This window comes from Lujinxingia sediminis, assembly GCF_004005565.1.
Classification (GTDB): Bacteria; Myxococcota_A; Bradymonadia; order Bradymonadales; family Bradymonadaceae; genus Lujinxingia; species Lujinxingia sediminis.
On the sequence record NZ_SADD01000006.1, the window covers coordinates 37,139 to 49,454 of the forward strand.

Here is a 12,316-nt window from a genome sequence, read left to right on the forward strand (position 1 = left end):
CCGGGGCAGCGCGATATCACACAGCCCGGCGTGGTCGTCGGTCCCCCGGCGGATAGACAAGCATAGCGCGAGGTGGAGGCGGTGGCACGAAAAAGGTCGCAAGGTCGCGTAGTTGCGACTTTTTTGAGCATGGTGGTGCTGAGCCTTGTGGCGATGGTGGTCGTAGCGCCAGCGGCCGCACAGCCGGCCGAGCCGGCCCGCAGTGTGGCCTGGCAGTTTGAAGGGGAGGCTGCCGAGGCGGTGATCGAGGGGGTGGCGCAGGCGCTTTCGACAGAGCGTTCGCGTCATCTTCTAACCCCACAGGACGTAGAGGCGCGGGTTCGCGCGCAGGTTCGACCCTGGCCGAGCTGTGCGCTGGGGGTGGAGCCCTGCGGTTCGGCCACGGCGCTGGCGATGGACGCGCTGGGGGTGGAGCTCCTGGTGCGGGTGGAGGTCGTGCGACAGGCGCGTCAGTTAGAAGTTAACTACGAGATTGTGGACTGGCGAGGGGCCCAGGTCTCAAGCGGCAGCATAAGCAAGGGCGAGGGGCGAGAGGCGGGCTTTGAGCTTGTGCGCGAGCTTTTTGATGCCTCCGGGGTGATTTCGGTGGAAAGTGAGCCGGCCGGAGCGCAGGTGTGGCTGGATGGCGAGGTGGTCGGCCAGACGCCCTGGAGCGGCCAGCGTGCGGTGGGGCGCTATGCGTATCGTCTTATTCTGGAGGGGTATGAGCGGGTTGATGGCCACGTGGAGCTCGGCAGTGGTGAGGCGGTACGCCTGAGCGAGTCGTTGGAGGAGCTTCCCGGGAGGTTGCGGGTGCTGGGCGCGCCGGACAGCGCCGAGATCTGGATTCAGGACGCTCCGATGGGGCGCGCCGCCGAGCTTCTGGAGCTTCCGGCCGGACGTTACGCCGTGGAGGTTCGTGCCGAGGGTTATGAGCCCCTGACTCAGGTGGTCGATGTGGCCCCGGCGCGGCTGACCGAGACGACGGTGACGATGGCCAACCAGAGCAGCCTGCTGCGGGAGATCGACGTGGCTGCGCTGGTGGCCAACCGCCTTCATGTGAGCGTGGGAGGGGAGCTGGGCTTTCATAGCAGTTCGCCGCGTCAGACCCGCGGGAATCTTGACGGGTTGGAGTACAGCTTTGAGGGATGGAGTGAGCAGGGGAGGTCGGCGCCGCGCTCACGGCGTACGCTGGGAGCCGGGGGCATTCGACTCGACGCGATCTGGGAGGGGGAGCTCCTGGGGATGACGCTGCTCTCGCTGAGTTATGCCGGTGGGGGCGTGAACGAGGAGGCTGAGCTCTGGACGCGGCCGGGCGGAGGGAGCGTTGTGGCCGAGGTGGAGCGACGGGAGCTCATCTCGCTTCGTCCCCTGCAGCTTCGCTACCGGATGATCTGGCAGAACCTGGTGCCCCATGCTGAGGCCGGCCTGGGGGTGAACTGGGAGCGGCTGCGGGCGCGGCCGGTCGGCAGTGAGGCTTCAGTGATCCTCTCGCAGGCGCGGGCCTTCTGGTCGTTGGGAGCCGGGGTTCGCTACCATTTCGATCCGCGCTGGTCGGTGGGCGTGAGCTACCGCACCGAGATCTACCTGGGACGCGAGCAGGGCGCACAGCACCTCTTCGGCGTGATGGTCGGAGCGGGTATCCCGCAGATTCCCGGCCTCAGCCCCCAACCTCCGGAGCAGCTATGAGCATCAGGCGATGGATGTCAGTGGCGAGTGTGTCGTGGATGGGCATGTGGCTCGTTGCGATGAGTCCGGCGATGGCGCAGGAGCCGGGGAGTGAGGCCGCGGCGAGTACCACGGTCGAGGTTGTTGATGAAGCGCAAGGCCTTGAGAAACAAGGTGAATCTGTTGGTGGTGGTGAGCGCTCCGAGGCCTATGAGGCGATCCTTGCTCAGGGGACGTCAGCTTATAACGGGGGCGACTATGAGACGGCGCGTCAACGCTTTATTGAGGCTGTGCAGGTGCTTGCTGAGAGGGCCGAGGCCTATCGCAACCTGGCGCGGGCGAACTTCTGGATGGAGCGTTACGCCGAGGCGACCCATCATTACGACCATTATTTGAGGCTTGCTCCGCAGGCGTCGGACAGCGAGCAGATACGTTCGGAGCGCCGGATGGCGGCGACCCAGGCCGGTGGTGAGGGTTACGTGGTGCCCGGCTCGCAGCGTCAGGCGCTCGACGCGCTGGAGCGGGAGCTGAACCGTGGTCAGGCGCTTACGGCGTCGGGCGGCGGAGCCTACGGGCTTTACCGCACGGTGTTGCGCATGGGCTATGCGGCCCCGGAGCTCGGGAGCGTGCAGGCGCGCCTGGCGCAGCGTCTGCTCGATGAGCATGACGCACGCCTTCTGGGGCAGGCCTCCGGGCTTGTTCCGACGCTGACCCAGGCCGACTGGGCGGTGCAGCGTGAGCGCCTGCAACTGGCCTCGGAGTTGGCCATGGATGAGCTTGTGGCCGATATGGTCGAGCGGCGTCTGATGGTGGTGGAGGCAGCCGAAGCGCTTGTGGACGGCCGCTATGAGCGGGCAGCAAGGCGTGCGGGGGAGGCCGCAGAGGCCAATCCTGATCTTCGCTTTGTGGGGTTTTACCGGGTGGCAGCGCTGGCCGCCGGCGCGCAGCCAGCCGAGGCCCTCACCGAGCTGGATCGTTTTCGAGCGCAGGCCGGCTGGGATGAGGCGACGGACGCGCGCGCCGGGGTGCTGCGCGCCCAGCTTTTGCAGGCGCTGGGGCGCTATGAGGAGGCGGCCCGCGAGCTGGAAGCGGCGCTACGCTGAGCGCGATGAGATTCGTATTGACCTCTGACGGGCTGTGTATACGTTCAGCCCCGACGAAATGGACCCAGAAAGGGCCGGCGCCTTCGTGCCGGCCTCTTGTGTAGGAGGTCAGACCATGTTTTTCGATCCTGTGTATCTCATCATTCTCGGAGTGGGGTTTGTGTTGAGCATGGGGGCGCAGGCCTGGGTGAAGTCTGCGTTTAGCAGGTGGAGTCAGGTGCCGACCAGCCGCGGGCTGACTGGCCAGCAGGTCGCCCAGGCCATCCTGGATGCGCGGGGCATCCGTGATGTGGGTATTGAGCAGGTGCAGGGGGTGCTCTCCGACCATTATGACCCGAGCGCGAAGATGTTGCGGTTGAGCCCGGATATCTACAACGGGCGTTCGGTGGCCGCCGCCGGGATTGCCGCCCATGAGGTGGGCCATGCCATCCAGCATCAGGAGGGCTACGCGATGATGAAGCTGCGTCAGAAGATGGTTCCGGTGGCCAGCATCGGAACCAATCTGGGGCTGTGGATCACCATTGCCGGGATCGTGATCGGCATCAGCGGGCTGGCGACCGTCGGCATTGTGCTCTTTGGCGGGGCGGTGGCGTTTACGCTGGTGACGTTGCCGGTGGAGTTTGACGCTTCGGCGCGCGCGAAGCGGGTGCTCGACGAGCAGGGCTTTGTCACCGGTGAGGAGGCCCGTGGCGTTGCCAAAGTGCTCAATGCGGCGGCGGCAACCTACGTGGCTGCGGCGGTGGCGGCGGTGCTGCAGCTCGTGTACTGGGCCTGGCGCGCCGGGCTGATCGGCGGGCGGCGCTAATGGCAGGCACCGAAAGGAGGGGACGTCTGAGCGCGGGCTGTACACAGATGCCCGCGGACGCGTGGTTCTCCGGGCATGGCAGGCGCATAAGCGTTGAGGCGGCCGATGCCGCCTCGGCATCCGAGGTTCGGGCGGTGCACCGTGCTTCGGATGGCGGGGCGGTCGACGTGCGAATGTGAGGGGGAGGGGAACAACCGGAGCGCGGCGATGGTGGTCTTTGCCGGGGGTTGGTGTTAGGGAGAGCGAAGCCATCGGTCTTTTGCGCAGGAGCAACACGTGTTTTCGATTCATGATCTCGGGGTGATGTACGGCGCCCGCACCCTTTTTAAGGGGGCGACGGTGGCCTTTGATGGGGGTTCGCGTTACGGCATCGTCGGTGCCAACGGGGCGGGAAAGTCCACGCTTTTGCGGGTGATCTCGGGCCAGGAGGAGCCGACTTCGGGTGATGTGGCCATCCCTAAAGACAAACGCGTAGGCGTGTTGCGCCAGAACCACTTTGAGTTCGACGATGTGCCCATCCTCGATGTGGTGATGATGGGGGTGCCCGAACTCTGGGCGGCGATGGTTGAGAAGGAGGCGATGCTCGCCAGGGCCGCAGAAGATCCAGAAGCCTTTGATGTAGAGCGATTTGGCGACCTGGAAGACGTCGTGATGGCCTTTGATGGCTACGCCATGGAGGCCAAAGCCGCAGATATTCTGGAGGGGCTGAACATCCCCACCGAGAAGCACCGCGAGCCGCTTTCGTCGTTAAGTGGGGGGTATAAGCTGCGGGTGCTGCTCGCGCAGACGTTGGCCGGCAACCCCGACATCCTTCTGCTCGACGAGCCGACCAACCACCTGGACATCGTCTCGATCGCCTGGCTGGAGCGTTTTCTCTGCGACTACGCCGGCTGCGTGGTCGTGGTTTCTCACGACCATCAGTTTCTTAATACGATCTGCACGCACATCATCGACGTCGATTACGAGCGGGTGCTGGTCTACAAGGGCAATTACGAGCGTTTTGAGAAGGCCAAGGTCGAGGACCGGGATCGGCAGGAGGCCAAGATCGCCAAGCAGCAGGCCTTCATCGCCGAGCAGGAAGCGTTTATTAAACGTTTTAAGGCCAAGGCATCCAAGGCGCGTCAGGCGCAGAGCCGCGTTAAGCAAGTCGAGAAGATGGAGGTTGAAGAGCTGCCGCAGAGCTCGCGCATGTATCCGGCGTTCAACTTCAGGGCGGCGCGCGACACGGGCAAAGAAGTGCTGCGTGTGGAGGGGCTGACCCGCTCGTTTGAAGAGCGCACCGTGCTCAATGACGTCACCTTCAGTATCAACCGCGGCGACCGGGTGGCGATTGTGGGGCCCAACGGTATTGGTAAATCCACGCTCCTGAAGCTGGCGATGGGCGAGCTTGAGCCTGACTGCGGTGAGATCGAGTGGGGCCATGCGGTGGAGCCGGGGTATTTTTCGCAGGACCTGGCTGACCTGAAGGGCAGCGCGGAGACGACCCTGCACGACTGGCTCTGGAGTCACTTCCCCGATAAGCCCAATGGCTTTATCCGCGGTAAACTCGCCGAAGTTCTTTTTGGAAAGGAAGATATTGAGAAGCGCGTGGGGGCGCTCTCCGGCGGTGAGAAGGCGCGTCTGGCCTTTGCGCGTCTGGGCGTTGCTGAGCCCACCGTGCTTGTGCTCGACGAGCCGACCAACCACCTCGACCTGGAAGGGATCGACTCGCTGGCCAAAGGGCTGGAAGCCTACCCCAACACCGTGCTCTTTGTGTCTCACGATCGCTGGTTTGTGCAGCGGTTGGCCACGCGGGTGCTGGAGATCACGCCCCGGGGCGTCAATGATTTCAAGGGGGGCTACGCCGAGTTTTTGAGGTGGCGAGAGGGTGCCGACCATCTCGATCGGGCCGAAGTTGCCGGCGCCGGGCGCTGAAGGGGCCGCCGCGGCGCCTGGTGAGGTTATGCGTTTTTTCGTCGTGGGCGCATCAGGCCTTCCTGCGCAGTGGAGGCGACGAGTTCGCCCTTCTGGTTGAACATCCGACCGCGCACGAGCCCTCGGCCACCGCTGGCTGAGGGGCTCTCCACGTGGTGCAAAAGCCAGTCGTCAAAGCGGAAGGGGCGGTGAAACCACATCGCGTGATCGAGGCTTGCGACCTGCATCGAAGGCATCAGCCAGGAGACGCCGTGGGGGTACATGGCGGTGGCCAGGAAGTTGAAGTCGGACGCATAGGCGGCCATCGACTGGTGGATGCCCGGGGTGTCGGGCAGGGTGCCGGCGGACTTGTACCAGGCCGCGCTCTCGGGCTCACGGATGGTGGGTTTGAGGTAGTTCATCGGGCGCACCGGCCGAATCTCAATGGGGGAGTCGGCGGTAAAGCGCTCACGCAGCGGTGTGGGAATCTGATCGGCGATGCGACGGCTCAGTTCGACCTGGGAGAGCAGACCTTCGGGGCCTTTGACATCGGGCATCTCATCCTGGTGATCGTAGCCGGGTTGGGCCTTCTGAAAGGATGCCGACATGCTGAAGATGGGACGGCCGTGCTGAATCGCGACGACGCGGCGGGTGGTGAAGCTGCCGCCATCCCGAATACGCTCGACATCATACACGATGGGGGTATTGACGTCGCCCAGAAGCAAGAAGTAGCCGTGGAGGGAGTGAATGTAACGATCTTCGGGCACCGTCTGCGTGGCAGCGGAGAGGGCCTGACCCAGTACCTGTCCGCCAAAGACCTGGCCCCAGCCCAGATCCTGGGAGTGGCCGCGGAAGAGGTTAACTTCGATGCGCTCCAGGGCGAGCAGATCGACGAGTTGTTGAAGGACTTCGGTCATGAGTTTCTCGGGGAGGATGGGGAGCGAGTTTGAAACAAGCGGGCCTATCGTGAATATCAGATACCCGCGTACGTCTCGCGTGCACACCGAATGTGTGCCCAGGCGCGGGCATCCTTCCACGCGCTCTAAGCAGGTTCAAGTCGTACGCCCGTGGCACCGAGCGGCGTTGTGGCAAAGGGGCCCGGATTGTTTTTTTGCTGCGTCTGAGCAACTCTTGGTGCAGATTTAACAGAAGCAAGAACACAACGATGTGTGCGCAGGTGTGTCGCCGGAGCGGCCTGGTACGCCCCTCCATGATCGCGCGCCAACGCGCCAGAAGACGAGTGATCGCTATGATGATGAACTGGATTCGCCAGGGGGTGGTGGGCGCGGCGTTCGCGCTGGTCGCGCTCACCGGATGTTCGGATGCTGCCGACGACGCAAACGTCGGGCAGCTCTCGCAGGCCTCGGTGACCTGCGCAGCCACGAGCTGCCAGTCGCCGACGCCGTACTTCAACCAGGCTCTCTGTGCCTGCGCGCCCTGCGCGCTCGATGCGCATTGCCCCGGCGGCGCCACCTGTGATGCGGCCGGTCAGTGTGTGGCCACGCTGGAGTGCGAAACCGTCAGCGATTGCGCCGCAGCAGAGGTCTGCCAGGCGGGAGTCTGCCGCGAAGCGACAGGCAGCGATGGCGAGCAGTACGCCGGGGAGCCCGACCCTCCGACCTGCGACCCCGACGATCCGGGGGCCTGCGGTGTGGGACAGGTATGCAACCCGCAGACGCTGCAGTGCGAGACGTCGATCACGACCTGCGACGAGGTTCCCTGTCACCCGGAACTGACCTGCGGTGCTGCTGGCCTGTGCGAGGGCTGTACCGATGGCTTTGATGAGCGATGTCCCGGCAGCTTCTGCTTTGGCGGCCTCTGCCTTCAACTCTGAGGAGATGATCATGTTTAGAAAGCGCATTCTTTTCGTGCTGGTGGTCTCTCTGATGACCGCGGCTTGCAGCGATGATTCCAGGAATCGTCGGGGCCCCGATGAATGGGATTTTGACGACGATGTGTCGGTGGAGGATGACGCCGGCGATGTTGGTGATGAGGTTGATGGCAGTGATCTCGATGCGGACACACCGGACGCGGAGATCCCGGATACGGACACGCCGGACGCAGACACACCGGACGTGGACACGCCGGACGTGAATATCCCGGACGCGGACACGCCGGACGTGAATATCCCGGACGCAGACGCGCCGGACGCGGACATACCCGATGTTGAGGAGCCCGATGTTGAGGAGCCCGATGTCGAGGTGCCCGGGACCTGCGTGGAGCTCTGGGCTGGCGGAGCTCCGGCCGGCGAGGACTTCGACTTTGGAGCGCGGAACGAAGCGACGACCCTGAGCTTTGAGCTGCGACTCTGTGAGGGCGCAGCACCCACGCGCGTCGACGCGTTGGAGGCCGTTGGCGACGCCTACACCCTGGTGTTGGGCAGTGTGAACGGGTGGCCGGCACCGATTGAAGAGGGGCGGACGCTGAACTTCACGCTGACCTTCGATCCTCAGGAGGTGGATCTGGATGGGGAGCTGGTGGTGGGCGTTGTGGATGTTCCCGGGGAGTTTCGCTTCGGGCTGACCGGCGCGCGCATGGCTTACTCACCCGAGTGTCCGGCGGTGACGCCGCAGGCCGCCCCCAGCTTCACGGCGGTGGGGCCAGCCAACCCGGCCGAGGCCACCGGCGGGCTCTTCGATTTGAGTGTGGCGGGCACCTACGTCCCGGCGCGCTTTAGCGCCCAGTGGTATGTGGTGGATACCCCGGCCGGGGCAACCTCGCCAGTGTTCTACGATCGCAGCGATGAGGCCCCCACCCGGGTGCGTCTGGACGCGCCGGGGGACTACGTGATCGGGTTGAAACTCTATGATGAGCAGCTCGGCCAGGACTGTGCTCCGGTGATGTTGCCGGTCGAGGTGATCGAGAGCGCGTTTGGCGCCAACGATGCCGTGGTCACCGTGACCTGGTCCAACGCTCAGGTGCCCAATCCCTCGGAGGGGAACGGCACGGATATGGACCTGCACCTGTGTCACCCCGATGGGGAGTTCAATACCACCGAAGGGTGGTGTGTGTACTGGAGGTCGGCAGCGACGGTCTGGCATACGGGGAATGCTGAGCTGGTCATCGACGATCTTTACGGGGTGACCGGTGAGATGATCAGCCAGGAGTTCGCGCTGCCGGGCTTTAGCTACCGGGTGGGGGTTGAGTACTTCAATGACAACGGCTACGGACCGTCGCTGGCTACGGCCAAACTCTACCAGCGCGGGGTGGAGGCGCATGTGCAGACCAGGCTCCTTCAGTACCTCGATTTCTGGCGGCCCTTTGACTTCGATCCGGCCACCGGCGTGACGGTGGTGGACACCGTGCAGAACGGATCGTCGTTTCCCTGATGGCGAGTAGGGTGGGTGGGCGCTGGTCCAACTCGCCCGGCTGGCCTAGATTCATTGCCGCGCCCGCCGAAGCGGGCGCGGCTTTTTTATGGCCGTCGTTCGTGTCGGACGATGGCGCATGGTCCAAGGAGAGTGACGATGAGTGAGCGGTTTCTGGCGCATACCGGGGCGCGTGTCCCGGTGATCTGCGGGGCGATGTACCCCTGCTCAAATCCGGAGTTGGTGGGGGCGGTGGTCGCTGCCGGGGCGGTGGCTGTGGTGCAGCCGCTCTCGATTGCGTTTGCCCACAGGCTCGATCTTCGCCAGTCGCTGCGCGAGATTCAGGCTAAAAACCAGGGCGGGGCGGTGGGTTTTAACGCGTTGGTGGAGAAGTCCTCGAAGATCTACGAGGAGCGCATGCGCAAGTGGATCGACATCGCGTTGGAAGAGGGTGTGCGCTTCTTTGTGACGGCGCTGGGCAATCCGGACTGGGTGGTCGAGAAGGTGCATGCGGTGGGCGGGGTGGTTTACCACGATGTGACCGAGCGTCGCTGGGCGCTCAAAGCGCTGGAGTCCGGTGTCGACGGGCTTATCTGCGTCAACGGTCGGGCCGGTGGTCACGCGGGCAGCAAAGATGCCGGTGAGCTTTACGGGGAGCTCAGCGATCTGGGCGTGCCCCTGGTGATGGCCGGAGGGGTGGGCGGGCCTGAGGGCTTTGTGCAGGCACTTACGCAGGGCTATGAGGCCGTGCAGCTGGGCACGCGTTTTATTGCGACCGAGGAGTGCAGCGCGCACGCCGATTATAAGCAGGCCATCGTCCGCGCAGGCAAAGACGATATCGTGTTGACCCGGCGCATCTCCGGGGTGCCCGTCTCGGTGATTCGCACGCCCTATGTGGAGCGGGTGGGCACGGACGCCGGGCCGATCGCGCGGCGACTCTTGCAGAGTCCGCGCTTTAAGCATTGGGTTCGCAGTTTTTATGCGGCGCGTTCGGTATGGTCGCTCGGCCGTGGGGCGACGCGCGACGGGGGGTATAACGACTACTGGCAGGCGGGTAAAAGCGTCGACGCCATCGATGGTGTGCGCCCGGCGGCCGAGGTCGTGGCCGAGTTTGAGGCGGCCTTTGAGAGCTATCGCCAGAGCGTCGGCTGAGGTGGCGAGCGCGTGGTGAGCACAGCGAGGGGGGCGCGCCATCTGCTTTGTGAGGCTGGCCAGGCTCTTAGATTCAGAGGCATTCGCAGCGCGACTCACCTTGCAGTGGTGTGCCTATGAGCTCTCAGACCTGCCGCGGGCCGGCCTATCGAATTCATACCGAGCGTTTGATCGTGCGCTGCCTCAATCCGGCAGATGCGCGACTCTTTCAAGAGACGGTCGACGATAACCTGGAGCATCTTCGACCCTGGCTCTCGTGGACGCGTCATGAGCCCCGCGACCTCGACGAGAAGATCGAGAGATTGCGCCAGCTGCGCAGTGCCTTTGATGCGGGGCGAGATTTTGTGTTCGGGCTTTTTACGCCGGATCAGACGCGGATGCTGGGGGCCAGTGGGCTGCAGACGCGGCCGGGCCCCGGGGCGCGCGAGATCGCGTACTGGGTGCATCGCGATCACTGCCGTCAGGGCCTGGCCACCGAGGTGGCCGCGGCGCTGGTGAAGGTGGCTTTTGAGGTCGAGGGGGTCTCACGGGTGGAGATTCATTGCGACCCGCGCAACACGGCCAGCGCGCGCATTCCCGAGCGTCTGGGCTTTGAGCATGAGGCCACGTTGCGCGGCCGCAAGCGCGATGCGGCCGGCAACGTATGCGATGAGATGATCTGGACGCTTTTTAAGGAGCGCTACCCCCGCAGCGTTGCCCGCCAGGCCGCCGTTTGCGCCTTTGATGTGGTGGGCAGAAAGTTGCTGTAGAGGGGGCGGCGAAGCGATGTTCAGTGCTGGCTGCGGAGGACCTGCGGGCGATCATCGGCCACCACCCGGGCTTCGAGTTGGCGTGTGGCGTCGGCGTGTTTTTGCAAATAACGGCGCACCGCATCGTGGGCATCCAGGGTGTGAATACGCGTGTTCCGGGCGTTGGGGATGCGGCAGAGGGTGTCGGGGTGGTCGCCTTCGCGCTCGCAGGCGGTCAGGGTGTAGACACGCTCATCATCGAGAAGTTCACCGCCCACGCGGATCTCCTGGACGCGTTGGCCGCGGGGGGCGTCGGCTTTAAAACGTACATGCATGTTGGAGGGCCGAGGGATCCAGCCTCCAAAACGGTCGGCGGGGTTTTGGGCAAAGACGTTCTCAAGCTCCCGCTCCCAGAACGCACGAATCTGGGCCCCCGTGACCTCTCCTGTCTTCAGCTCGGTGACCACCGGGTAGAACTTCCAGAGATCGCCCTCGACGATCGGGCCAGGAAGGACGGGGTTTCCAAAGCGAAAGCCGTTGGACAGGGCGATCTCAGTGCCGGTGGCCTCGCGCAGAGCGTCGGAGAGGAGGTTGTCCAGCGTGGTCTCAATGACGTTATGACGAGCGAGCACCCCGGAGGTGTGGCCGACGACCCGGGAGAGTTCGTCACGGGTTGCCTCGGTGGAGGCGTCGATGATGGCGAGGACTTCGGGGTCTTCGGGGAAGTCGTCTGCGCTCAGCTCAATGAGCTCCCAGCGCTTGTCGACGAGTTTTCCCTCGTCGAGCGTCAGATCGAGGCGGCCAATAAAGGAGCCGAAGGCACCGGGCTCGACCACCCAGGTGTCATTTTGAACGATGGGTGCGTAGGTGCGCTCGTGGGTGTCGCTGGAGAGGTGCACGTCGATGCCTTCGAGCTCACCGGTGAGTTGCACGGCTTTGGCCAGGCCGATGTGGGAGAGGAGCAGGACGATGTCGGCACCCTGCTCGGTGCGCAGCTCATCGATGAGCCCTGGGAGCTCGTCGGGGCCCTGGTAGCTCAAGCCCCGGCTGTAGGCCGGGGGCTGACGCTCGGGCACATCCGGGTCGGTGTAGCCGAGCACACCGACCTTCACGTCGCCGAAGTCACGGACGATGTAAGGCGGAAAGAGGCGCTCGCCAGTGCTCTCATCACGCAGGTTGGCGGCGAAGAGGGGAAAGGAAAGCTCGGTGGCGCGCTGCTTGAGTACCTCGGGGCCGTAGGCCACCTCCCAGTTTCCGGGAATGGCCGCGTCGAGCCCCAGGGCGTTGAGCGCCGGCACGATGGCCGCGCCTTCTGTGAGCGCGGCCTCGCCGGCCCCCTGAAGCGTGTCGCCTCCGTCGAGCACGAGCACCCGACCGGGGCGCTCGGCCTTGATGGCGTCAATCGCTGCGGCCACGCGTGCAAAGCCTCCGGCCATCTCCAGGCGGTCTTCCTGACCCTCCTGCCAGAAGAGCTCGGGGTGTTCGTAGAGTTGGGCGTGGAGATCGGCCACAAAGAGCACGGTCAGCTCCTCGGTGGTCTGCGAGGTGGCAGGCTCGGCGGCCTGTGTCGCGGTGGCGTCCGGCGTCTTTGGGGCGTTGGAGCAGGCCGCGATGAGGGCTCCTGCGGTGATTGCTGTGGTCGAAATGGTTAAAGGTTTCAAATGCTTACGCATGGGGTGT

Annotated in this window: 10 protein-coding genes; 8 read left to right on the forward strand and 2 right to left on the reverse strand. The window is 64.5% G+C overall.

Annotated features, from left to right (window positions below; genetic code table 11):
• Positions 1 to 129: 129 nt before the first annotated feature.
• The 4 genes from EA187_RS11805 (at position 130) to EA187_RS11820 (ending at position 5,469) form a co-directional block, all read left to right on the forward strand.
• Positions 130 to 1,668, forward strand: coding sequence for a PEGA domain-containing protein (locus EA187_RS11805; RefSeq protein ID WP_241250196.1), 1,539 nt, complete (start codon positions 130 to 132; stop codon positions 1,666 to 1,668).
• Positions 1,665 to 2,750 carry an outer membrane protein assembly factor BamD gene (locus tag EA187_RS11810; protein WP_127780378.1) on the forward strand — a complete coding sequence of 362 codons (1,086 nt, stop codon included), beginning with the start codon at positions 1,665 to 1,667 and terminating at the stop codon, positions 2,748 to 2,750. The genes EA187_RS11805 and EA187_RS11810 overlap by 4 nt, the downstream gene beginning before the upstream one ends.
• A gap of 115 nt (positions 2,751 to 2,865) precedes the next feature.
• Positions 2,866 to 3,555: a zinc metallopeptidase gene (locus EA187_RS11815; protein ID WP_115605137.1), complete on the forward strand. Its 690-nt coding sequence runs from the start codon at positions 2,866 to 2,868 to the stop codon at positions 3,553 to 3,555.
• A 276-nt stretch (positions 3,556 to 3,831) separates the two neighbouring features.
• A complete protein-coding gene (locus tag EA187_RS11820; RefSeq protein WP_115605135.1) occupies positions 3,832 to 5,469 on the forward strand; it encodes an ABC-F family ATP-binding cassette domain-containing protein in 1,638 nt (545 codons plus the stop codon).
• 26 nt (positions 5,470 to 5,495) lie between these two features.
• On the opposite strand, the gene tesB is transcribed toward EA187_RS11820, so the two are convergent.
• Positions 5,496 to 6,365, reverse strand: coding sequence for an acyl-CoA thioesterase II (gene tesB, locus EA187_RS11825; protein WP_115605133.1), 870 nt, complete (start codon positions 6,363 to 6,365; stop codon positions 5,496 to 5,498).
• A 332-nt stretch (positions 6,366 to 6,697) separates the two neighbouring features.
• Between tesB and EA187_RS11830 the strand changes: the two genes are divergently transcribed.
• The 4 genes from EA187_RS11830 (at position 6,698) to EA187_RS11845 (ending at position 10,657) form a co-directional block, all read left to right on the forward strand.
• The gene (locus EA187_RS11830) at positions 6,698 to 7,282 is read left to right on the forward strand and encodes a hypothetical protein (protein ID WP_127780379.1); all 585 of its coding nucleotides are present in this window, start codon (positions 6,698 to 6,700) and stop codon (positions 7,280 to 7,282) included.
• A 10-nt stretch (positions 7,283 to 7,292) separates the two neighbouring features.
• The gene (locus EA187_RS11835) at positions 7,293 to 8,777 is read left to right on the forward strand and encodes a hypothetical protein (RefSeq protein WP_127780380.1); all 1,485 of its coding nucleotides are present in this window, start codon (positions 7,293 to 7,295) and stop codon (positions 8,775 to 8,777) included.
• Between the two features lie 138 nt (positions 8,778 to 8,915).
• Entirely contained in the window at positions 8,916 to 9,908 is a 993-nt protein-coding gene (locus EA187_RS11840; RefSeq protein ID WP_127780381.1) for an NAD(P)H-dependent flavin oxidoreductase, read from the forward strand.
• A 116-nt stretch (positions 9,909 to 10,024) separates the two neighbouring features.
• A complete protein-coding gene (locus EA187_RS11845; protein ID WP_115605125.1) occupies positions 10,025 to 10,657 on the forward strand; it encodes a GNAT family N-acetyltransferase in 633 nt (210 codons plus the stop codon).
• Positions 10,658 to 10,677: 20 nt separating this feature from the next.
• On the opposite strand, the gene EA187_RS11850 is transcribed toward EA187_RS11845, so the two are convergent.
• Entirely contained in the window at positions 10,678 to 12,297 is a 1,620-nt protein-coding gene (locus EA187_RS11850; RefSeq protein ID WP_206524288.1) for a bifunctional metallophosphatase/5'-nucleotidase, read from the reverse strand.
• Positions 12,298 to 12,316: the final 19 nt, after the last annotated feature.